This is a genomic window from Arthrobacter sp. R1-13, assembly GCF_054161475.1.
This window is the reverse complement of the sequence record NZ_CP096420.1, coordinates 4,232,874-4,254,924: the sequence shown is the minus strand read 5'-3', so window position 1 is coordinate 4,254,924 and position 22,051 is coordinate 4,232,874. Positions and strand designations below refer to the sequence as shown.

15 protein-coding genes, 3 rRNA genes and 1 pseudogene are annotated in these 22,051 nt (G+C 60.8%); 17 read left to right on the top strand and 2 right to left on the bottom strand.

The window, feature by feature from the left end; translation table 11 throughout:
- Positions 1–2: 2 nt before the first annotated feature.
- The 7 genes and pseudogenes from M1D88_RS19690 to M1D88_RS19660 form a co-directional block, all read left to right on the top strand.
- Positions 3–824, top strand: a pseudogene (locus tag M1D88_RS19690) (DUF4194 domain-containing protein); the annotation flags it as partial.
- A 230-nt stretch (positions 825–1,054) separates the two neighbouring features.
- Positions 1,055–4,570: an ATP-binding protein gene (locus tag M1D88_RS19685; protein ID WP_458112393.1), complete on the top strand. Its 3,516-nt coding sequence runs from the start codon at positions 1,055–1,057 to the stop codon at positions 4,568–4,570.
- Between the two features lie 281 nt (positions 4,571–4,851).
- Complete coding sequence (locus M1D88_RS19680) at positions 4,852–5,952, top strand: iron-siderophore ABC transporter substrate-binding protein (protein ID WP_458112392.1); 1,101 nt, start codon at positions 4,852–4,854, stop codon at positions 5,950–5,952.
- A gap of 7 nt (positions 5,953–5,959) precedes the next feature.
- A complete protein-coding gene (locus tag M1D88_RS19675; protein WP_458112391.1) occupies positions 5,960–7,063 on the top strand; it encodes a FecCD family ABC transporter permease in 1,104 nt (367 codons plus the stop codon).
- Between the two features lie 26 nt (positions 7,064–7,089).
- Entirely contained in the window at positions 7,090–8,172 is a 1,083-nt protein-coding gene (locus M1D88_RS19670; protein ID WP_458114583.1) for a FecCD family ABC transporter permease, read from the top strand.
- Between the two features lies 1 nt (position 8,173).
- On the top strand, positions 8,174–9,028 hold the full coding sequence (locus M1D88_RS19665; protein ID WP_458112390.1) for an ABC transporter ATP-binding protein: 855 nt from the start codon (positions 8,174–8,176) through the stop codon (positions 9,026–9,028).
- Positions 9,025–10,092, top strand: a complete 1,068-nt coding sequence (locus tag M1D88_RS19660) for a siderophore-interacting protein (RefSeq protein ID WP_458112389.1) — start codon at positions 9,025–9,027, stop codon at positions 10,090–10,092. Before M1D88_RS19665 ends, M1D88_RS19660 begins: the two co-directional genes overlap by 4 nt.
- 95 nt (positions 10,093–10,187) lie before the next feature.
- Here M1D88_RS19660 and M1D88_RS19655 read toward each other — a convergent pair whose 3' ends face one another.
- A complete protein-coding gene (locus tag M1D88_RS19655; RefSeq protein WP_458112388.1) occupies positions 10,188–10,631 on the bottom strand; it encodes a transferase in 444 nt (147 codons plus the stop codon).
- Between the two features lie 199 nt (positions 10,632–10,830).
- Between M1D88_RS19655 and M1D88_RS19650 the strand changes: the two genes are divergently transcribed.
- Complete coding sequence (locus tag M1D88_RS19650; protein ID WP_458112387.1) at positions 10,831–11,685, top strand: SGNH/GDSL hydrolase family protein; 855 nt, start codon at positions 10,831–10,833, stop codon at positions 11,683–11,685.
- Between the two features lie 32 nt (positions 11,686–11,717).
- Here M1D88_RS19650 and M1D88_RS19645 read toward each other — a convergent pair whose 3' ends face one another.
- Positions 11,718–12,005, bottom strand: coding sequence for a YciI family protein (locus M1D88_RS19645; protein WP_458112386.1), 288 nt, complete (start codon positions 12,003–12,005; stop codon positions 11,718–11,720).
- A gap of 70 nt (positions 12,006–12,075) precedes the next feature.
- On the opposite strand from M1D88_RS19645, the gene M1D88_RS19640 reads away from it, so the two are divergent.
- From M1D88_RS19640 to M1D88_RS19600, 9 genes are all read left to right on the top strand, one after another.
- Positions 12,076–12,555, top strand: coding sequence for a MarR family winged helix-turn-helix transcriptional regulator (locus M1D88_RS19640; protein WP_458112385.1), 480 nt, complete (start codon positions 12,076–12,078; stop codon positions 12,553–12,555).
- Positions 12,556–12,614: 59 nt separating this feature from the next.
- The gene (locus M1D88_RS19635; protein ID WP_458112384.1) at positions 12,615–13,376 is read left to right on the top strand and encodes an SGNH/GDSL hydrolase family protein; all 762 of its coding nucleotides are present in this window, start codon (positions 12,615–12,617) and stop codon (positions 13,374–13,376) included.
- A gap of 255 nt (positions 13,377–13,631) precedes the next feature.
- The gene (rpmB, locus tag M1D88_RS19630) at positions 13,632–13,868 is read left to right on the top strand and encodes a 50S ribosomal protein L28 (protein ID WP_309108344.1); all 237 of its coding nucleotides are present in this window, start codon (positions 13,632–13,634) and stop codon (positions 13,866–13,868) included.
- Positions 13,868–14,035 carry a 50S ribosomal protein L33 gene (gene rpmG / locus M1D88_RS19625; protein WP_013602737.1) on the top strand — a complete coding sequence of 56 codons (168 nt, stop codon included), beginning with the start codon at positions 13,868–13,870 and terminating at the stop codon, positions 14,033–14,035. Before rpmB ends, rpmG begins: the two co-directional genes overlap by 1 nt.
- 4 nt (positions 14,036–14,039) lie before the next feature.
- Entirely contained in the window at positions 14,040–14,345 is a 306-nt protein-coding gene (rpsN, locus tag M1D88_RS19620; RefSeq protein WP_247048144.1) for a 30S ribosomal protein S14, read from the top strand.
- A gap of 666 nt (positions 14,346–15,011) precedes the next feature.
- Positions 15,012–16,535 (top strand): 16S ribosomal RNA (locus tag M1D88_RS19615).
- A 564-nt stretch (positions 16,536–17,099) separates the two neighbouring features.
- Positions 17,100–20,233, top strand: a 23S ribosomal RNA gene (locus tag M1D88_RS19610).
- A gap of 228 nt (positions 20,234–20,461) precedes the next feature.
- Positions 20,462–20,578 (top strand): 5S ribosomal RNA (rrf, locus tag M1D88_RS19605).
- Together the 16S, 23S and 5S rRNA genes form the textbook arrangement of a ribosomal RNA operon.
- A 341-nt stretch (positions 20,579–20,919) precedes the next feature.
- On the top strand, positions 20,920–22,020 hold the full coding sequence (locus M1D88_RS19600; protein ID WP_458112383.1) for a LacI family DNA-binding transcriptional regulator: 1,101 nt from the start codon (positions 20,920–20,922) through the stop codon (positions 22,018–22,020).
- Positions 22,021–22,051: the final 31 nt, after the last annotated feature.

The window sequence follows — 22,051 nt, the reverse complement described above, 5'->3', positions numbered from 1 at the left end:
AGATGACTGAACTTTCCGAAGCCACATCCTCCGTAGACGCATCTTCCCTAGACACAGTTTCCGCAGGGCAGAGCGGGCAGGAAACGCCGGCTGGACCTCACATCCACGCGGATGCCTTTCAGCTGACTCCGCGGGACACCTTCGTCGATGGAGCTGCCTTGTTTCCCGGCGACACCGGTGTCCTCCCGATGAAGGTCCGGCAGGCATTGGTCAAGTTACTCAAAGGGCCGTATGTCGACGGCGGACGGGACGAGAAACTCTGGACCACCCTCCTGGACAACCAGCTCATCCTGCGCAGCCGTCTGTCCGAGCTGTTCCTGACCCTGCAGCTTGATCATGAGCGAAAAATAGCTGTCCTCCGTCCTGTTGATCCGGAGGCAATCGGCGGCAATACGAGGTCCAGTATCCTCCGCCAACAGCGTGCCCTGAGCCGGGTGGAAACCATCGTGTTGCTCCGCCTGCGCCTCCTTCTCGACCGCCACGTCACGGCCCAGACCGACCCCACCATCACCCGGGAGGAAATCGGGGAACTGGTAGCCCACTACCAGCCGTCGGGCCAGCAGGATGCGCTGCGGGACTCCGACGTCGTCAACAGGGCCATCAGCAAACTCCTGGCCCGCCAGCTTCTCCTCCCCACCGCCCTGGACGATGTCTACACCATCTCCAACGCCCTGCCGCTGGCCTTGCTCTTCGAAAACATAGGCGACATCCCGGCGCAAATAGAGGCCCTGGTGGCAGTCGCAGCAGACCGCACCGGCACCGAACCGTTCTTAGAGCTCGACGATGATAACCCCAGCGAGGACGACGACGCCGATGCCGCCCCCGCCCCTCCGCCGGGCGGCTCTGCTGCAAGCAGCGAGCCGCCCGGCTCCGACAGGCCCGATGCCACTCCCTGGGCGGCACCGGCATCGTCTCCCTTCGGCGCTGACAGCAGCGGCGATGCCGGGGACATGCGGCAGCATGCGTCTAAGCGAAGAATGAGCGAGCATGCAGAGCATGTGTCCGGTGGCGCCGCGATAGGCGACGACCACATGGACGAAGCGGAGGAAGCCAAGTGAGCATCGCAACCATGCTCCCAATGGGCGAGCTGACGAATCCGGGCCAGATGCGCCTGGCCCTCGTGCAGGTGGTCAACTGGGGCACATTCCACGGCGCCCACTCCATCCATGTGGACCGAAACGGCACCCTGCTCACCGGTAATTCGGGCGTGGGCAAGTCCACGCTGTTCGACGCCATCTCCAGAGTTTTCGACGCCCGTCCCCGATCCAACGAGGCCGCGGCCCAACGCGTCGGCGGCGCAGTGGAGGACAAACGGACCACCTTTACATATATGCGCGGCAAGGTTGGGGACAAGGCTGTAGGGGAAGGCTCAGCCAGTGCCTTCCAGCGCCCCGGTGCCATGTGGTCCGCCGTCGCCTTGACGTTTGACAACGCCGCGGGCAGCCGGGTGACCATCTCGGCCCTCTTCGATCTGCCAAAAAACGGAACTGAGTCCAGCGTTGGCCGGTTCTACCTGATCGACAACAAGCCCCTCGACATGGGGGCTGTTGACGGCGTCGCGGAGAAGCGCTTTACGAAGGCTTCCCTCGACGCGCTCTTCCCCGACGCGCAGGTGTTTGATGTCCACAAGGCCTTCGCGGAGCGGTTCCGCCGGCTGCTGGGGATCAACTCGGATCAGGCACTTCCCCTCCTGCGCGTTATCCAGGCGGGTAAGGGACTGGGCGGAAGCGTTAACAATTTCTTCCGGGACCAGGTGCTGGATGCGCCGGCAACGCTGGCCGCGGCTGACGACGTCGTCGAGGAATTCAGCAACCTCATGTCCATCCGTCAGCGGCTTGAAGATGTGCGCCAGCAGCGCGACCAGTTGGCTCCGGTACCTGCCCTGAACAAGGAATATGCACAGGCCCTGCTGGAGGCGAACCGGCTGAGGGAGTTGGCAGGGGAGGAGTTTGACGCCTATAAGCAGCAGCTGGCAGTCGCAGTGCACCAGCAGACCCTCGCGCGTATCAAGGATCTGGCTCATGTGAAAGCCAAGGAACTCGGCGCTGAACGTGGTGTCAGGGATGGCCTGGCCAAGGAACTGCGGCAGCTCGAGGCCGAATACAACAATCAGGGCGGCAACGCCATCTCCGCCATTGAGCAGTCGCTCGAGAATGCCCGGGTGGGGCTCAAGCTGCGGGAGCAGGTAGAGGAAGCAGCCCGCAAAGCGCTCGCCGACGCCGGCCTGGACCTCGAGTGGACAGAGGCCGGATGGGAGCAGGCGCACGCCCAGGCAGCGGCACGTTCAGAGGACCTTCACGAGGATTCAGAGTCGCTCAAAGAGCTGCGCTTCGAAGCCTTCGACGGTCACGCCACCAAAAAACGCGAATTGGCGGCCGCACAGCAGGAGCTCGTTTCGTTGAAGACGCGGAAGTCCCTGCTGCCGCCGTCGAGCATTGAAAACCGGGCGGCCATCGCCGCGGCTACGGGAGTGCCTGAGGATCAGATGCCCTTCGGCGGGGAGCTGATAGACCTCGCCGAGGGCCAGGAACAGTGGCGTCCCGCCGCTGAGCGCGCACTTCGGAACCTTGCTACCACACTGCTGGTACAGGCTGAGCATTTTCCCGCCGTTACGCGGTACCTCAACGATCACACCATTCGTGGTGCCCTTCGCGCAGTGGATGTCTCGAAGCCTCTCGCCGGCGGTGCGCTGGCACTCGAGGATGTTGCCGACGGCGACCTCCTGACCAAGCTGGAGATTCTCACCGCAGGGGCCGTTGCATCTTCTGCATCTTCCTCTTCGCCTTCGTCTGCCTTGTCCCAGGCGGCAGAGTGGATCCGTGAGCGCATCGCCTTGGACTTCGCCTTCCCGTGCGTCGAAAACCCGGACGAACTGGCGTCACTTGAGAAGGGCCTGAGCCTGGGCGGAGTGGTGAAGCGCAACCGCCACAGTGTGGAAAAGGATGACCGTTTTACCAGCAGGCAGGACTACGTCCTGGGTTTCGACAACGCCTCCAAACTGGAACTCGTAGCCGCCCAGGTGGCCGACCTGCAGCAGGAACTGGCGAAAGCAGCCGAGCTCGCCCAAAGCCGAGAGGAGTCCCACCAGGGGATGACCCGCCAGCTCGAGGCCCTGCGCCGGGTCGCCGAGGATCACCGCCCCTGGGAGCAGGTCTCCGCGGCCGTCGCGGCCGACGAACTCGCTCGGATCGAACAACGGCTCAAGGATGCCCTCGCAGCGCAGAAGGACCTTGAACCCCTGCGGGCCAACATTGAGGCCGCGCGACAAAAACACCAGAGCAGTACTGAATCCGCGGCGGTTCTCCAGAGCGAGTACAAGGCCCTCGACCAACAGCTCACAGCGGCTGATTCGCTGCTGGAAGCCGCCCGGCGGCGCCTGAATCAGGCGCCGCCGTCGGACTCCACTGTTTCGGCGCTGGAGCCGTACTTTGCGGGCTTCGGAGATGTATTGGAGATGCATGAGCTGGACAACCTTGCCAACCAGGTGCGGACCCGGCTGCTGGGTGAGCTGCACGCGGCTGAGTCCAAGGGGCAGGCAACGGCCGAACGCCTGACCCGGATCTTTGAGGGATTCGTCCGCGACTGGGGCACGGCGATTTCCGCGGACTACGGCACCTCGATCGGAGCGGCCGGCGAATTCGAATCCCGCTACCACGCCATTGTCAGTGACGGGTTGCCAGCCCAGGAAGCCGAGTTCCGGGCGTTCTTCAACCAACGCACCCACGAGTCCTTCAGTACCCTGCTGCACCTGCTCGACGAGGAACGGCGCTCCGTCACCAGCCGCATCCTTCCCCTCAACGGAATCCTCTCCGAGGTCAATTTCCATGAGGGGAGCTATTTGCAACTGGACATCAAGCAGACCCTGCCGCCCACAGCGAAGCAGTTCAAGGACGCCATCCACAGCGCCCTGAAAACACGGCACTCGAGGCCGGCCAAAGCACAGGTTACCGGCACTGAAGGCGCCGACGACGCCGAGCTCACCGCCCGCTACAAGTCGCTGGAAACGCTCGTGAAGCGTCTGGGTTCGCAAACCCCTGAGGACCGGAGATGGCGGGCCGAGGTCCTCGATGTCCGCGGGCACCTGTTCATCCAGTGCAAGGAGCACCGGGAGGTAGCTCCCGGTGAATCCGGAAAATCGGGGGCTGCCGGGACTTCCGCGGCTAAAACCGAAGTCTTTATGCATGCTGATACCGGCTCAATGTCAGGCGGTGAGCGTCAGCGCTTCACGGCTTTCATCATGGCCGCCGCATTGAGTTACCAGCTGGGGATCGCGGAGCAGGGCTTCACCACCTACGGCACGGTCATGATGGATGAGGCCTTTGTTCTGGCTTCGGAGGAGTTCGCAGGCGCCGGGATCAAGGCGCTGCACGAATTCGGTTTCCAGTTGCTGCTTGCCGCTCCGGAGAACGTCATTGACCTTTCCCGCCACCTTGGTTCCGTCACGGAAATCCTGAGGGACAAGCGGACCAACCGCTCCGGCGTGCTGACCGAACCCGTGATCAAACCCGGCCCCGACACACTGGGAAAATGGCGCTCGGAGGCCAACCCGGTGGATATCGTCCTCCGCTGATTCCGCCCACCCCACCAGGCGCTCGCTCACCTTTCGTCGCCTTTTCGCTGACGCTCGGTCAGGTCCCGTCGCTTTTCGCCGACGCTCGCTCACAAGATGTGAGGGAGGGTTGGTGTTTTGGGGTTGGGATGTGAGGGAGGGTTGGTGTTTTGGGGTTGGGATGTGAGGGAGGGTTCGTGACCTTCCTCACAAGCCGGGAATTAGGTTACGCTAGCCTTTCTTAATAGGCGCGAGGATAGGCTAGCCTTACTTGGGTTCGCATCATTCACCTAAGGAGTTCCGTGGCTTCCCCCGTTTCCCCCGTCCCGGCCGCAGTCGCCACCCGCCGTGCCGTCTTCAAGACCGCAGGCAAGGCGACCGCCGTTCTGGCCGCCGCCGCACTGACCCTCACAGCCTGCTCCACAGGCCCGGCCAGTTCCGCAGATGCCGGAGCCGGCACTCAAGCGCCCAGCTCGCAGTTTCCGGTAACCATCAAGAATGTTTTTGGTGAGACCACCATTGAGAAGAAGCCCGAGCGCGTAGTCACCATTTCCTGGGTCAATGACGACGTCGCCATCGCCCTGGGCGTAGTTCCGGTCGGCGTTCCGAAGAACGACTGGGGCGGAAACGACAAGGCATCCACCCCGTGGAAGGACGCCGCCCTCGAAGAGCTCGGCGCCGGCTTCGGTACCGACAAGGCACCTGCCCAGTTCTCCGAGACTGACGGCATCAACTTCACCGAGATTGCCAAGCTCAACCCGGACGTCATCCTGGGCGCCTACTCCGGCCTGACGGAAGAGGACTACAAGAAGCTCAGCGAGATCGCGCCCGTCGTGGCCCAGCCGGAGCTGGCCTACGGCACGTCCTGGCAGGATTCCACCACCGTCATCGGCAAGGCCCTGGGCAAGGAAGCCGAGGCAACCAAGCTGGTTTCGGACACGGAAGCCACCATCAAGGAAAAGGTCTCCAAGTACCCGCAGCTCGAAGGCAAGAGTTACATATACGGCAACCTGGAACCGGCCAAGAGCGACGGCGTGAACGTCTACACGGCCAACGACAACCGGCCGCGATTCCTCAGCTCCCTCGGCATGAAGCTCGCCCCGATTGTGGAGGAGAAGTCCAAGGGTTCCAAGGAATTCTTCCTTGCCTGGTCAGCAGAGAAGGCCAACGAGCTGGACTCCGATATCTTTGTGACCTGGGTTCCGGACGCAGCCACCACTGATTCCATCAAGGCTGACCCGCTCCTCGGCCAGATCCCAGCTATCAAGAAGGGCGCCCTGGTCGCCGATCCGGACAACACCCTGACGCTGGCCATTTCGGCGTCGTCCCCGCTGAGCCTGCCGTGGTCACTGAACGCCTTCTTGCCGCAGCTGGGCAAGGCAGCCGACGCCGCAGCTAAGTAACACCGCCATGACGACGACGACGGCCAACAGCACCCGCCCGGGTTCAGTTTCCGGAGAACCCACTTTGGGCGAACAGGCAGCAAGATCGCCCGCGAAGGGGCATCATCTGCCGGTTCCCGGTGGTTCCAGGGCCGCCTGGCTGTTTGCCGCCGTCGTCGTTCTTGTCCTTGTCAGCGCCGCGTCCCTTGCGATCGGTGCCAGGGACGTTTCCCTGCAGACCGTTTGGCAGGCGCTGACCAGTTTTGATCCCGCCAATGGCGACCACGCCGTTGTGCAGGCACGCCTCCCGCGGACTGTATTGGGCCTCGTGGTGGGCGGCGCGCTAGGGCTTGCAGGGGCCGCCATGCAGGGTGTGGCCCGCAACCCGCTCGCGGATCCGGGCATCATGGGCGTCAATGCCGGCGCAGCCCTCGCCGTTGTCACCGGCATCTATCTGTACGGCATCTCGTCGCTGACCGGCTACATCTGGTTCGCGTTTTTCGGCGCAGCCGCTGCTGCCACCCTGGTGTATCTGGTTGCGTCGCTGGGCAGGGACGGCGCGACGCCGGTAAAACTCGCCTTGGCGGGTGCTGCCCTGAGCGCGGGCCTCTTTTCGCTGATGAACGTGATCCTTGTTTCCAGCCAGGACACGCTTGACCGGTTCCGGTTCTGGCAAGTTGGCGGCATCGCCGGGCGTGAATGGTCAGTAGTGCTTCCCGGACTTCCCTTCCTGGTGATCGGGGCAGTTATCGTGCTTGGCACCGGAAGGATTTTGAACAGCCTGGCGCTGGGCGACGACACAGCGCGCGGGCTCGGCCAGAATGTCAGCCTGGTTCGGGCCATAACGGCGGTAGGGATTGTGCTGCTGTGCGGCTCAGCCACTGCTTTGGCCGGACCGATCGGATTCGTCGGCCTTGTCATTCCGCACGCCGTGCGTTTCCTCACCGGTCCTGACTATCGGTGGATCCTCCCATTCTCCCTTGTCCTTGCCCCGGTCCTGCTGCTGGCCGCTGACATTATCGGCCGCGTGGTGCTGCTTCCGGGCGAAGTTCCGGCAGGCATCATGACCGCCCTCGTGGGTGCGCCGGTGTTCGTATGGCTGGTTCGGCGCGGAAAGGGGGCAGGACTGTGACCACCACGGTAAAGACTGAACGCGAGATGGCACTTCGCGGCAGTACAGGGCGCCAACATTGGGGTTTTCTGCCATTTCGGCGCACAGTCAACCGCACCGCGGTCCTCTCCGCCGCCGTCGTGCTTCTCTTCGCCGCTAGCATTCTGCTGGGAAGCTACACCGTCACTATTCCGGACTTCTTCAAGATCCTCGCGGCTCATTTCACCGACGGACCCAAGATCCCCGGTGCGAGCTTCATCGTCATGGAAAACAAACTGCCCAGGGCGGTAATAGGGACCATGATCGGAGCTGCCTTCGGCCTCGCGGGAGGGCTGTTCCAGACCATGCTGCGCAACCCTCTCGCCAGCCCCGATGTCATCGGCATCAGCTACGGCGCGAGCGCCGGCGCCGTGACGGCCATTGTCATTTTCGGTGCCACGGGAGCAGCAGTGTCCGGCGCGGCTTTTGCCGGGGCCCTCGGCGTCGCTGCTTTAATCTATGCCATTTCCCGCAGCGGCTCACTCGGCTCGGGCGGCGGACGCGGGGGGAATGCCGCAGGTAACCGGCTGATCCTGGCCGGGGTCGGCATCGCTGCCGCCCTCCATGCCGTAGTGAGTTTCCTGATGACCAGAACTGATATCCGCACCGCAGCGGATACCCTCGTGTGGCTCAACGGGTCCCTGAACTCCGCCACGTGGGACCGAGCCGGCGTTCTGGCACTGACCCTTGTTGTCCTGTTGCCGGCCGTTGCGGTGCTGGCCGGACCCCTGCGCATCCTTGAACTCGGTGACGACGCTGCCTCCGGACTCGGCATCAGGGTGGGAATGACCCGTCTGGCGGTCGTCCTCACCGCCGTGGCACTTGCTGCGGTGGCGACGGCGGCTGCCGGCCCCGTCGCGTTCGTCGCCTTTCTCGCCGGTCCCATCGCCCGCCGCTTCACCCGGAAGGCCAGCCTGCCGGCGTCGGCGCTGGTGGGCGTGCTCATCGTTCTCGCAGCAGATTACTTTGCCGCAAACATCGCCCCGCTGATGCTCGATGGCACCGTATTACCGGTCGGCGTGGTCACAGGCGCCCTCGGTGCCCCGTTCCTGCTGTGGCTCCTGGTCACTTCCAACCGAAAGGATGCCTGACATGGCAGTTCTGAACGCCAAGGACCTGACGCTCAGGTATGAGCAGCGCATCGTCATCGAACAGCTGTGCGCGGAGATTCCGGAAGGCAAGGTGACCATGATTGTCGGAGCCAACGCCTGTGGAAAATCCACCCTGTTGCGCGGATTGTCCCGCTTGCTCAAGCCGGCGGCCGGAACTGTGACCTTGGACGGCAAGGACATTCACTCCAGGCCTGCACGGGAGGTGGCCCGGACGCTCGGCCTCCTCCCGCAGCACCCTACAGCGCCGGATGGCATTACCGTGCGCGACCTGGTGGGCCGCGGACGATACCCTCACCAGGGCTTCTTCCGCAGCTGGAGCCCTGAGGATGACCTCGCCGTGCAGAGCGCTCTGGATGCCACCGAAACGATGGAACTCGCCGATCGGAACGTGGACGAACTTTCCGGGGGCCAGCGCCAGCGCGTGTGGATTGCCATGGCCCTGGCCCAGGAGACGGACGTGCTGCTCCTGGACGAGCCCACCACGTACCTGGACCTGGCGCACCAAGTTGAAGTCCTGGATCTCGTGACCGACCTGAACCGTAAAAACGGGACGACCGTGGCAATCGTCCTGCACGATCTCAACCTTGCCGCCCGCTATGCGGATCACGTCATTGCCCTGAAGGCCGGAAGCATTGTTGCAGAAGGTCCTGCGATTCAGGTCGTAACCGAACACCTGGTCCAGGAGGTCTTCGGACTCGAATCCCGCGTCGTGCCCGATCCTGTGTCCGGGACCCCGCTGATCATCCCGATCGGGCGGCATCACGCGGGGGACAGCACCGCCCCAAAAGTACCAAGCCCAAAAGTGCCAAGCGAAAACCTGGAGTTGGTCTCATGAACACAGCTAGTAACGCCCCGGCGGGCACCATCAAGAACCAGTTGGCCACGGAGCCCATGACTCTGGCGTTCGATGTCACGGTCAGTGCCGTCCAGGAGCTTAGCCCTAACTTCCGGCGGGTCACCTTCGGAGGATATTCGCTGCGGGACTTCGGCGTGCATGGAGGGACCCTCGATCTCCGCATCAAGCTGATGATTCCTTCGCTTGCCGCTGACGGCACTTGCCTGCCCCTGCCCGTTTTCGAGATGGAGCAGACCGGTTGGTACCAGGAGTGGCTGGCCATGGATCCGACCACCCGCGGGTCAATGCGGACCTACACCGTGAGGCGCGAACGCCTTGACGGGGTCTACCCCGAGATCGACGTCGACTTCGTGATGCACTTCGACTCAAAGGGCGACGGCGGCCCGGCGGCGAATTGGGCACTGAATGCCAAACCTGGCGATGCCATCACCATCATCGGGCCTAACAACCGGGCAGCGCATTGCGTCACTGCCGAAATCTATTCTGGAATTGAATGGCGACCCGGTCTGGCCCAGCGCGTCCTGCTGGCAGGGGACGAAACTGCCGTTCCTGCGATCAGCGCCATCCTGGAAAGCCTGCCGGCGGATATGACGGGACACGCCTTCCTCGAGGTCCCGGAAGCGGGTGATTTCCTGGATCTTAAGACAGCTGCCGACGTCGAAATCACTTGGCTGGCCAGGGGCGCCTCCATCGGTCGCTCCCGCCCGCACGGGCAACTCCTTACGGAAGCGGTGAAGTCTGCAGTGCCTGTGCCGGGCTGGGTGGGTATCAGGACGCCGGACGGTGCGGCCGGGCCGGAACCTGAGGACGTGGACGTGGACCAGAACATCCTGTGGGAGACTCCAACACGGATGGATACCGCAGCAATCGGGGCAACAAAGAACCCGGGGATGCCCCCGGGTGCCATGCCGTTCTACGCCTGGATCGCCGGGGAGGCGGGCGTAATCAAGGATCTGCGCCGCTACCTGGTGCGCGATGTTGGCATCGACCGGAAGCAGGTCGCGTTTATGGGCTACTGGCGGCAGGGGAAAGCGGAACTCTAACTATGCGGTGCGTCTCGGATACGAGTCGCACAGTAACGTTTCCGCCGAGCCTCCGTGGGCCGGGACCCCGGCCCACCACTTGTGAGGCAGTTCGTTCAGGCTGCCATCCTCGATCGATGATGACGTGCCCGCGACCGGCGGGACCTGTGGGGCTTGGCTGCAACGGCGACAAGGCCGCCGTCGGGAACCCTGCTGTCCCCGTCAAGGGTGGTCCCGTGGCCCACCTGAGCTCCGGCGCCGATGCGTGAGTGGCTGCCGATGCGGACACTGTTGCCCACGATCGTTCCCTCGCCCACGTAGACGCCGTCGCCAATGAGGGCCAGGTCGCCAATCTTCGCCCGGCGATCGATCCAGCTGCCATCCCCGATCCGGCAACCCGAACCAACGCATGCCCCTGCTTCGATATATGTAGTTGAACCGATGAAGGAACTCTCTTCCACTTCGGCGCCTGGCCCGATCAGCCCGCCGCCGTTGGGGTGCCGGCGGTACCTGGTGACCTTGCCGGCGTCGTCCTCAACTGATTCGATTTTCTTGCTCATTCCATTCCTAACTAGTGCGCACACCGCACCCAAGGAAATTAACGTTTTCCGGGCCAAATTGATTCCATAGCCCTAACGATTCCCCGGCCTTCCGTGCTCTGCCGCCCTTGCTCAGATGACGCCCGTGGTTAACGCCGTCGTTGCCTGCCGGCCGCCTGCCCGCAGCCTGTTCGTTGCAAGGGCAGACTAGGTTTCTGGGGTGGCTGTCGATCCATCCCCAGAGCATGCTCTTCCTGGCAAAAATGGACGACGGCGTTTTGTCGCCCTAGGCGATTCCTTCACGGAAGGCGTCGGGGACTGGAACCGGAACCTGCCTAACGGCGTGAGGGGCTGGGCGGACCGGGTGGCGGAAAAGCTGGCGAAGGCAGAGCCGGGGTGGGAATATGCAAACCTGGCAGTACGGAGCAAGCGCCTGAGGCATGTCATTGAGGAGCAATTGGAGCCGGCGCTGGCCCTCAAGCCGACGCTGATCACCCTCTACGCCGGCGGAAACGACATCCTGGACTTCGGAACAGACGTCGACGCCCTTATGGAGGACTACGAGTATCTGGTGGCCAGACTGGCTGGCACTGGAGCCACCCTGCTGCTCTTCACGGGTTTCGACGTCAAGGTCTCGGCGGTTCTGGAGCCGCTGAAGAAACGCAACAGGGCTTACAACCAGCGCGTCAGGGAACTGGCTGAGAAATACGGAGCCATCCTGGTGGACTACTGGTGTTTCGACGCCTTCCACGATCGGCGCATGTGGTCCTCAGACAGGCTCCATATGTCCAAGGCGGGGCATAAGTACCTCGCTGCCCGGGTGCTGGACCATCTGGGCGTTCCGCACAAGATCAGTCCCAAAGACTGGGAACCGCCGGCGAAACTGACCCTGAAGGAGTGGGAACGGCTGCAACGGCGCTGGGTCCACGACTGGGTGCTTCCCCTTGTGGGCCGCAAACTCAGGGGAGTGACCTTGGGGGATCAGCTGGGGCCGCGTTGGCCTGTGCCGGTGAAGGTTCCTGTCAAAGGCGGTTTGAAGCGGCTCGCTGAAACAGCTGACGGCAAGGCGAGGTAAGGCCTGAGCGCGCTAGTAGTCCAGCAGTGCGCTCAATTGTCCAGCAGATTATCGAATCCGGGTGCCACCCTGTTGGCGTGGAACTCCATCACCTCAAACTCGGCCACGCCATTGACGTAGAAGGGATCCTTGGCAAGGGACGCGTCGAGGCTGTCCCGGTCGGCTGTCGACAGGAGCAGTGCGCCGGTGCGCGGAATCTTCCGGCCTGCAGCGATGAAGACACCCTCATCGAAAGCCTCCTGCAACCAGGAAACATGGTTCGCCAGGTGGTAGTCCACGATGTCCGTGGGCACCTTGTAGCTCAGGGAAATAACGTACATGGGGACAGCCTACCGAGGCAGCGCCAGCGGGACTTGAACCGTCAAGCATTTTTCCTCTTAAGATGTATCTATGAGCGAACCACGATGGCTGAATGCAGACGAACGCCGCGCGTGGCTTGCCCTCATGAGCATTAACACCCTGCTTCCGGCAGCTCTGGACTCGCAACTTCACAGTGCCGGCAAATTGTCCTTGTTCGATTACCACGTCCTGGCGATGCTCTCTGAGACGGAATCCCGCTTCCTCCCCATGAGTGAGCTGGCTGCGCGGACCAGTGCATCCCTTTCAAGGCTTTCGCACGTTGTTACCAAGCTGCAAAACCGGGGTTGGGTGGAGCGGCGCCCGCACCCCGGGGACGCAAGGGTCACCACCGCACACCTTACCGACGCCGGGATGGACACGATCGTGGGTTTGGCGCCCGGGCATGTGGAATCAGTCCGCGCCCTGTTCCTGGATGCGCTTAGCGAGGAAGACGTGGCCGATCTGGCCCGGATCGGTGAAAAGATCGTGTCCCGCCTGGACGATGACCACTGGATCCTCCGCGAAGGCTGAAGGGATCCGGCGTGGCGGCCCCTTTTGTTGCTCCCAGCAACTGATGGCAGACTGTCGCTATGGATTTTTCTACCCGGTACGTGGCTTTGGGGGACTCCTTCACGGAAGGCGTGGGCGATGACGATCCCACCCGCCCGAATGGTGTCAGGGGCTGGGCAGACCGTGTAGCGGAACAACTCGGCGCTGCGGATCCTTCCTTCGGCTACGCCAACCTCGCAATCCGAGGGAGGAAGCTTCGCCGGATCCTCGCCGAACAGGTGGATGCCGCCGTCGAGCTTAAACCCACTTTGGTGACCATTTACGCCGGGGCCAACGACATCCTCCGCCCGAAGGTTGATATCGACGGGCTTCTTGAGGAGTACGACGCCGGTATCCGCAAGTTGAGTGCCACGGGCGCCACTGTGGTGATGTTCACCGGGTTTGACTCCCGCGGCTCCAAGATCTTCAGCACAACCCGTGGACGGACGGCCATCTATAACGAGCTGGTACGGGGTATTGCCGGTGACCATGGCGCCCTGCTGGTCGACTACTGGCGCTTCAGTGAATACTACGACTGGGGAATGTGGGCGCAGGACCGGATGCACATGTCTGCTGCCGGGCACGCCAACATGGCTAAGCGCGTGCTGACTGTACTGGAACACGACCATTCCATTGAAGTCCCTCCCATGACCCCCGTTCCCGAAATGAGCCGCATCGAGGCGCTGCGTGCAAACGCGCGGTGGGTCCGGGAGTTTGCCGGGCCCTGGGTCGTGCGCCGGGTCACCGGAAAATCCTCGGGTGACGGCCTGGATCCGCGGTACCCGGAGCTGACTCGCCTCTAGGCCGGGGCGCCAGCTTATACACCCTGAGACGGCGGATTGGTCTTTAGTTGCCTTAACTCGTAGACTTGGTAGGCGCTAAGTGCGCGGAGCGTGCGCAATTGCTCCGGTGGCCCGGTATTTTTCTCCAGGGTAGCCGGTAGTTAGGGGCTCAAGTTGCGTGACTAACCGTTCACCCTGATCAGTTTGGGTCGCACTTACACGCATGGTCCTGCAGCAGATATGCGGATCATTACTTTCAATTCTTGAGGAGAAGTCATGGCAGCACACTGCCAAGTGACCGGAGCCGAGCCGGGCTTTGGGCACAGCATTTCGCACTCGCACCGTCGCAACAAGCGCCGGTTCGATCCGAACATCCAGAAGAAGCGCTACTGGGTTCCGTCCCTGCGCCGTAATGTCACCCTGCAGGTCTCTGCTCGTGGCATCAAGACCATCGACGTTCGCGGCATCGACGTAGTCGTCGCCGGCATCCTGGCACGAGGAGTAAAGCTCTAATGGCAAAGGATAAGGACGTACGTCCCATCATCAAGCTCAAGTCGACCGCTGGCACGGGTTACACCTACGTCACGCGCAAGAACCGTCGTAACGACCCGGACCGCATGGTTCTGAAGAAGTACGACCCCAAAATCCGCCAGCACGTCGAATTCCGAGAGGAGCGCTAAACATATGGCTAAGAAATCCAAGATTGCTCGTAACGAGCAGCGCAAGGTCATCGTTGAGCGCTATGCCGAAAAGCGCCTCGCTCTGAAGAAGACGCTGGTTGACCCCAACGCTACTGACGAAGCACGCGAAGAAGCACGCCTCGGCCTGCAGAAGCTGCCCCGCAACGCGTCCCCGATCCGTCTGCGTAACCGCGACATCATCGACGGCCGCCCCCGCGGTACCTTCCAGAAGTTCGGTATCTCCCGTGTTCGCTTCCGCGACATGGCTCACCGCGGTGAGCTCCCGGGCATCACCAAGTCTTCCTGGTAATCCAGCACCGCTGATTCCAGCTGCTTGAGAAGGGCCGGCAACCATCTGGTTGCCGGCCCTTCTTCGCGTTAACGCCACTTCTGCTGCCCAGTTGGGATGGGGGCCGGGGTGACGCACCACACAGAATTTGAAGTACGACGGCGAGTGGCTCAGTGGGCCCCTTTTGGCCGCTTTTCCCCGGAACGGCGGGGTTTCGGAGAGTGCGCCGAGCGGGTTTGCGGTGGGGCCGTTGTGGGTGTATTGTTTTCTAAGTCGCCGAGAGGGGGGCCAGCGAAGAGCTGGTTACCGGAGAGCGGCCAACCCCCAATTCAAGACCAGATTCTGGTGGAACTTTCGAGTGCTGCCGATCGGGTCGGGGGACGTGTTTCGACCGGTGCGGTCCTGAAAGATGGATTTGCACAGGAGCTGGAAACCGGGTAAGTTTGAAAAGTTGCTCCGGAGCGATCCACGGCTGGGTTTTGGTTGTGGTGGTGCCGGGTGTGTCTGTTGTTTGAGAACTCAATAGTGTGCCAAGTTTGTTGATACCAATTGTTTTATTGATTGGTTGAATTGGCCAGGTTGTCCACCCCGTGGATGGTCTGGTTTTTTTGGCTGGTTTCAAATTTTGTGCGGCCGGGTTTCCGCGTTTTCCCGTGGTTCCTGGTTGTGTTTCGTTTTTGTTTTACTTCAACGGAGAGTTTGATCCTGGCTCAGGATGAACGCTGGCGGCGTGCTTAACACATGCAAGTCGAACGATGAAGGGAGCTTGCTCCTGGATTAGTGGCGAACGGGTGAGTAACACGTGAGTAACCTGCCCTTAACTCTGGGATAAGCCTGGGAAACTGGGTCTAATACCGGATATGACTCCTCATCGCATGGTGGGGGGTGGAAAGCTTTTTGTGGTTTTGGATGGACTCGCGGCCTATCAGCTTGTTGGTGAGGTAATGGCTCACCAAGGCGACGACGGGTAGCCGGCCTGAGAGGGTGACCGGCCACACTGGGACTGAGACACGGCCCAGACTCCTACGGGAGGCAGCAGTGGGGAATATTGCACAATGGGCGAAAGCCTGATGCAGCGACGCCGCGTGAGGGATGACGGCCTTCGGGTTGTAAACCTCTTTCAGTAGGGAAGAAGCGAAAGTGACGGTACCTGCAGAAGAAGCGCCGGCTAACTACGTGCCAGCAGCCGCGGTAATACGTAGGGCGCAAGCGTTATCCGGAATTATTGGGCGTAAAGAGCTCGTAGGCGGTTTGTCGCGTCTGCTGTGAAAGACCGGGGCTCAACTCCGGTTCTGCAGTGGGTACGGGCAGACTAGAGTGATGTAGGGGAGACTGGAATTCCTGGTGTAGCGGTGAAATGCGCAGATATCAGGAGGAACACCGATGGCGAAGGCAGGTCTCTGGGCATTAACTGACGCTGAGGAGCGAAAGCATGGGGAGCGAACAGGATTAGATACCCTGGTAGTCCATGCCGTAAACGTTGGGCACTAGGTGTGGGGGACATTCCACGTTTTCCGCGCCGTAGCTAACGCATTAAGTGCCCCGCCTGGGGAGTACGGCCGCAAGGCTAAAACTCAAAGGAATTGACGGGGGCCCGCACAAGCGGCGGAGCATGCGGATTAATTCGATGCAACGCGAAGAACCTTACCAAGGCTTGACATGGACCGGACCGGGCTGGAAACAGTCCTTCCCCTTTGGGGCCGGTTCACAGGTGGTGCATGGTTGTCGTCAGCTCGTGTCGTGAGATGTTGGGTTAAGTCCCGCAACGAGCGCAACCCTCGTTCTATGTTGCCAGCACGTGATGGTGGGGACTCATAGGAGACTGCCGGGGTCAACTCGGAGGAAGGTGGGGACGACGTCAAATCATCATGCCCCTTATGTCTTGGGCTTCACGCATGCTACAATGGCCGGTACAAAGGGTTGCGATACTGTGAGGTGGAGCTAATCCCAAAAAGCCGGTCTCAGTTCGGATTGGGGTCTGCAACTCGACCCCATGAAGTCGGAGTCGCTAGTAATCGCAGATCAGCAACGCTGCGGTGAATACGTTCCCGGGCCTTGTACACACCGCCCGTCAAGTCACGAAAGTTGGTAACACCCGAAGCCGGTGGCCTAACCCCTTGTGGGAGGGAGCTGTCGAAGGTGGGACTGGCGATTGGGACTAAGTCGTAACAAGGTAGCCGTACCGGAAGGTGCGGCTGGATCACCTCCTTTCTAAGGAGCACCTACAGTCACCTTGCCTCATGTATGTGAGTGTGGAGGGGTTGTCAGGAGTAAAGGCCCATTGCGCAGGCGATTGTTCTGCGGTGGGTGCTCAAGGGTGGAATATCAACGAATAGGTGCCTGGTGGCACGGGCCGGTTATTAGTACGGATCCTGGTTGCTCTTCTCCTTTGTTGGGGTGGGGTGCGGGGTTCAGGAAGGTTTCCGGTGCGGGTTGTTGGGTGGTGTTTGGCACACTGTTGGGTCCTGAGGCAACAGGGCCGGGGGAAGGGGTGACTCTTTGTCCGGGTTTGTTTGTTTCTGGTTTCCTGGTCGGACCGATCATGCACGTTTTTTGCTCCCTTTGGTGGGGGTGTGTGTGGGGTGTGTGGCATGGGGTTGTTGTTTGAGAACTACATAGTGGACGCGAGCATCTTTTATAAGAAGCAATTTCCAAGAATATGAACCTGGATCTGTGCTGCGGATGTGGTTGTGCTGTTCCCTTCGGGGTTTGGTGTGGCTGTGTTTGTGGTGTGGTTTCCATAGGTTCTCTCGAAATGTTTTTTTGATCTTTTGTGGTCAAGTTTTTAAGAGCACACGGTGGATGCCTTGGCATTAGGAGCCGAAGAAGGACGTAGGAATCTGCGATAAGCCTGGGGGAGTCGATAACCGGACTGTGATCCCAGGGTGTCCGAATGGGGAAACCCCGCCAGACGCGCGAGTGATCTGGTGACCCGCATCTGAACACATAGGGTGCGTGGAGGGAACGCGGGGAAGTGAAACATCTCAGTACCCGCAGGAAGAGAAAACAACAGTGATTCCGTTAGTAGTGGCGAGCGAACGCGGATCAGGCTAAACCGTTCCATGTGTGATAGCCGGCGGGCGTTGCATGGTCGGGGTTGTGGGACTTTCCGTTCTGTCTCTGCCGGGACAGTGAGGTGAGAGTACGGGCATAGGTGAACGGTCTTGAAAGGCCGGCCAGAGAGGGTGTGAGCCCCGTAACCGAAATGTTGTGTACCGCCTGGAGAGTATCCCAAGTAGCACGGGGCCCGAGAAATCCCGTGCGAATCTGTCAGGACCACCTGATAAGCCTAAATACTCCCTAATGACCGATAGCGGACCAGTACCGTGAGGGAAAGGTGAAAAGTACCCCGGGAGGGGAGTGAAACAGTACCTGAAACCGTGTGCTTACAATCCGTCGGAGCAGCCGCAGCTTGCTGTGTAGTTGTGACGGCGTGCCTTTTGAAGAATGAGCCTGCGAGTTAGTGTTACGTCGCGAGGTTAACCCGTGTGGGGAAGCCGTAGCGAAAGCGAGTCTGAACAGGGCGTTGCAGTGGCGTGATCTAGACCCGAAGCGAAGTGATCTACCCATGGCCAGGTTGAAGCGACGGTAAGACGTCGTGGAGGACCGAACCCACTTCAGTTGAAAATGGAGGGGATGAGCTGTGGGTAGGGGTGAAAGGCCAATCAAACTTCGTGATAGCTGGTTCTCCCCGAAATGCATTTAGGTGCAGCGTTGCGTGTTTCTTGCCGGAGGTAGAGCTACTGGATGGCCGATGGGCCCTACAAGGTTACTGACGTCAGCCAAACTCCGAATGCCGGTAAGTGAGAGCGCAGCAGTGAGACTGTGGGGGATAAGCTTCATAGTCGAGAGGGAAACAGCCCAGACCACCAACTAAGGCCCCTAAGCGTGTGCTAAGTGGGAAAGGATGTGGAGTTGCGAAGACAACCAGGAGGTTGGCTTAGAAGCAGCCATCCTTAAAAGAGTGCGTAATAGCTCACTGGTCAAGTGATTCCGCGCCGACAATGTAGCGGGGCTCAAGTACACCGCCGAAGTTGTGGCATTCAGATTTTTGCTAAGCCCTTGTGGTTCAGGCGTCTGGATGGGTAGGGGAGCGTCGTGTGGGCAGTGAAGTCGCGGTGTAAACCAGCGGTGGAGCCTACACGAGTGAGAATGCAGGCATGAGTAGCGAAAGACGGGTGAGAAACCCGTCCGCCGAATGATCAAGGGTTCCAGGGTCAAGCTAATCTGCCCTGGGTAAGTCGGGACCTAAGGCGAGGCCGACAGGCGTAGTCGATGGACAACGGGTTGATATTCCCGTACCGGCGAAAAACCGTCCATGCTGAACAGGGGATACTAACCGCCCGAGACCTGACCGATCACCCTTGTGGTGTGAGGTTTTTGGTGGAGCGCGGGACCTGATCCTGGGAGGTAAGCGTATTAACAGGTGTGACGCAGGAAGGTAGCCGAGCCGGGCGATGGTTGTCCCGGTCTAAGGATGTAGGGCGAACGGTAGGCAAATCCGCCGTTCATGATGCCTGAGATCTGATGGGACTCCCGTAAGGGGGGATTCGGTGATCCTATGCTGCCTAGAAAAGCATCGGCGCGAGGTTTTAGCCGCCCGTACCCCAAACCGACACAGGTGATCAGGTAGAGAATACTAAGGCGATCGAGAGAATTATGGTTAAGGAACTCGGCAAAATGCCCCCGTAACTTCGGGAGAAGGGGGGCCCCCATCGTGATGGACACTTGCTGTCCGGAGCGTGCAGGGGCCGCAGAGACCAGGGGGAAGCGACTGTTTACTAAAAACACAGGTCCGTGCGAAGTCGCAAGACGATGTATACGGACTGACTCCTGCCCGGTGCTGGAAGGTTAAGAGGACCGGTTAGCCGCAAGGCGAAGCTGAGAATTCAAGCCCCAGTAAACGGCGGTGGTAACTATAACCATCCTAAGGTAGCGAAATTCCTTGTCGGGTAAGTTCCGACCTGCACGAATGGAGTAACGACTTCCCCGCTGTCTCAACCATAAACTCGGCGAAATTGCAGTACGAGTAAAGATGCTCGTTACGCGCAGCAGGACGGAAAGACCCCGAGACCTTTACTATAGTTTGGTATTGGTGTTCGGAGTGGCTTGTGTAGGATAGGTGGGAGACGTTGAAGCCCGGACGCCAGTTCGGGTGGAGTCATCGTTGAAATACCACTCTGGTCACTTTGGACATCTAACTTCGGCCCGTAATCCGGGTCAGGGACAGTGCCTGATGGGTAGTTTAACTGGGGCGGTTGCCTCCTAAAAAGTAACGGAGGCGCCCAAAGGTTCCCTCAGCCTGGTTGGCAATCAGGTGTCGAGTGTAAGTGCACAAGGGAGCTTGACTGTGAGAGAGACATCTCGAGCAGGGACGAAAGTCGGGACTAGTGATCCGGCGGTACATTGTGGAATGGCCGTCGCTCAACGGATAAAAGGTACCTCGGGGATAACAGGCTGATCTTGCCCAAGAGTCCATATCGACGGCATGGTTTGGCACCTCGATGTCGGCTCGTCGCATCCTGGGGCTGGAGTAGGTCCCAAGGGTTGGGCTGTTCGCCCATTAAAGCGGTACGCGAGCTGGGTTTAGAACGTCGTGAGACAGTTCGGTCCCTATCCGCTGCGCGCGCAGGAAATTTGAGAAGGGCTGTCCTTAGTACGAGAGGACCGGGACGGACGAACCTCTGGTGTGTCAGTTGTACTGCCAAGTGCACCGCTGATTAGCTACGTTCGGATGGGATAACCGCTGAAAGCATCTAAGCGGGAAGCTCGCTTCGAGATGAGATTTCCATACACCTTGTGTGTGAGAGGCCCCCAGCCAGACCACTGGGTTGATAGGCCGGATGTGGAAGCGAGGACTAACGACTCGTGAAGCTGACCGGTACTAATAGGCCGATAACTTACACCACACACCACCCCCGCAAACGAACTTCAAAAGCGTTTGCACCCAGGGGGCGGTAAAAAGAAAACAAGACTGCTTGCGTCCACTATGTGGTTCCCAACCAACAAACCCGCACCACCGGTTTGCTGACAAGGGAACACAACTGAATAACAACACCACACCTGCCCCCCAAAGGGCAGAGAGAACATGTTGTAACCACCAGATTTCCCACCCCCAGGGGTACGGGACACAGGGTTACGGCGGTCATAGCGTGGGGGAAACGCCCGGTCCCATTCCGAACCCGGAAGCTAAGACCCACAGCGCCGATGGTACTGCACCCGGGAGGGTGTGGGAGAGTAGGTCACCGCCGGACAACCATTAAAAAAGGGTCGAGAGCCCCAACCACACACGGTTGGGGCTCTCCCTCATTTAACCCCCCCAACCACGAACCGGGCAGCCCTCGCCCAGTTCCCGCGGGCAACAGGGCAACCCTCCCTCACCTCCCGCGGGCAACAGGGCAACCCTCCCTCACCTCCCGCGGGCAACAGGGCAACCCTCCCTCACCTCCCGACCCCGGAACCGGCGAAATGTGAAGGAGCATCAGGCCGGAACCTGCGAAACGTGAGAGAGCGTCAGGCCAGAACCGGCGAAACGTGAAGGAGCGTCAGGCCAGGCAAACCCGGACCGCCGTAGCTGGCCCCTAGACTTACGAGCATGACCCAAACCCCTGCTGGCCGCCGCTCCCAGCGAGCCACCATCCTGGACGTCGCTGCCGCTGCAGGTGTTTCACGACAAACCGTCACCCGCGCCATGAACGACATGCCGGGCATCAAAACGGAAACCCGTCAGCGTATCCAGGAGCTGGCCAAGGAACTTGGGTACACCCCGAGCCGGTTCGCCAAGGGCCTGGTGCAAGGGGCACGGACTTCGGTAGGCCTGGCCATCCCGGATCTCACCAACCCCTACTTTCCCGCTTTCGCCTCGAGCGTGGTGGAGCAGGCCACTCAGCGTGGATGGCAGGTGGTTATGGATGACTACGGCCATGGGGGACGTAACGGCCTTGACGCCGTCGAGCATCTCGCCCCGCACGTGGATGCCGTGATTGGGTACCTGGGCGGCTACGCAGGTCAGGCCCAATCGGTCCTGGGCCGGCGGCCGTTGATTGTCCTGGATGAGGAACCCGGCTCAGCCGCCGGTGCCATTACCTTTGACTACCGGCATGCGGCCGAACTGGCGATCAGGCGCTTGTGGAGTGCCGGTCGCCGGCAGATCGCGTACGTAGACTCCATCCGTGGCCCCGAAAAGCCGGACCCGGACACTCACGTCCCGGGTATGGCCAGCAGCGCGGAAATACTCCCCCACGGGCCGGGCAGCGGTGGTGGGTTCGTCACATCCAGGGGCAGGGCCTTCGCTGCTGTACTCGCGGAATCCTATGGTGATGCTTTCGATTGCTCGGCTGTGGCGGTTGAGGAGTCGGCATCTGCCGCTCGTACTGCCGTGCGGGATCTCCTTGCGCAGCAACCTGGGATTGCTGGAATTGTTGCCTTCAATGACCTTGTGGCGTCGGGGGTGCTGAAGGCGGTGGCGGATGCCGGGAAGAGGGTTCCCGAAGATTGCCTGGTCATCGGAATGGACGGAATTCCACTCGGAGAACAATTGTCTCCCGAGTTGACCACACTGTCGTTGGACCTTCGGGAGGTGGGCCGCACCGCCGTCGAACTCCTTGACGGATTGTTGGCTGGATCCCTGACTGCCGGGAGTGCGGAGGCGCGCCTTACGCTTCGGCATCGGCTGGTGGTGAGGCAGTCCGCCTGACCAGGAAATCCCGTGCGAACTATGGCCAAAG

Coding starts and splice junctions, on each gene's coding strand:
- M1D88_RS19675 (WP_458112391.1), top strand. CDS start 5,960: ATGACGACGACGACGGCCAACAGCACCCGCCCGGGTTCAGTTTCCGGA.
- M1D88_RS19670 (WP_458114583.1), top strand. CDS start 7,090: ATGGCACTTCGCGGCAGTACAGGGCGCCAACATTGGGGTTTTCTGCCA.
- M1D88_RS19665 (WP_458112390.1), top strand. CDS start 8,174: ATGGCAGTTCTGAACGCCAAGGACCTGACGCTCAGGTATGAGCAGCGC.
- M1D88_RS19660 (WP_458112389.1), top strand. CDS start 9,025: ATGAACACAGCTAGTAACGCCCCGGCGGGCACCATCAAGAACCAGTTG.
- M1D88_RS19655 (WP_458112388.1), bottom strand. CDS start 10,631: ATGAGCAAGAAAATCGAATCAGTTGAGGACGACGCCGGCAAGGTCACC.
- M1D88_RS19645 (WP_458112386.1), bottom strand. CDS start 12,005: ATGTACGTTATTTCCCTGAGCTACAAGGTGCCCACGGACATCGTGGAC.
- M1D88_RS19640 (WP_458112385.1), top strand. CDS start 12,076: ATGAGCGAACCACGATGGCTGAATGCAGACGAACGCCGCGCGTGGCTT.
- M1D88_RS19635 (WP_458112384.1), top strand. CDS start 12,615: ATGGATTTTTCTACCCGGTACGTGGCTTTGGGGGACTCCTTCACGGAA.
- rpmB (WP_309108344.1), top strand. CDS start 13,632: ATGGCAGCACACTGCCAAGTGACCGGAGCCGAGCCGGGCTTTGGGCAC.
- rpmG (WP_013602737.1), top strand. CDS start 13,868: ATGGCAAAGGATAAGGACGTACGTCCCATCATCAAGCTCAAGTCGACC.
- rpsN (WP_247048144.1), top strand. CDS start 14,040: ATGGCTAAGAAATCCAAGATTGCTCGTAACGAGCAGCGCAAGGTCATC.
- M1D88_RS19600 (WP_458112383.1), top strand. CDS start 20,920: ATGACCCAAACCCCTGCTGGCCGCCGCTCCCAGCGAGCCACCATCCTG.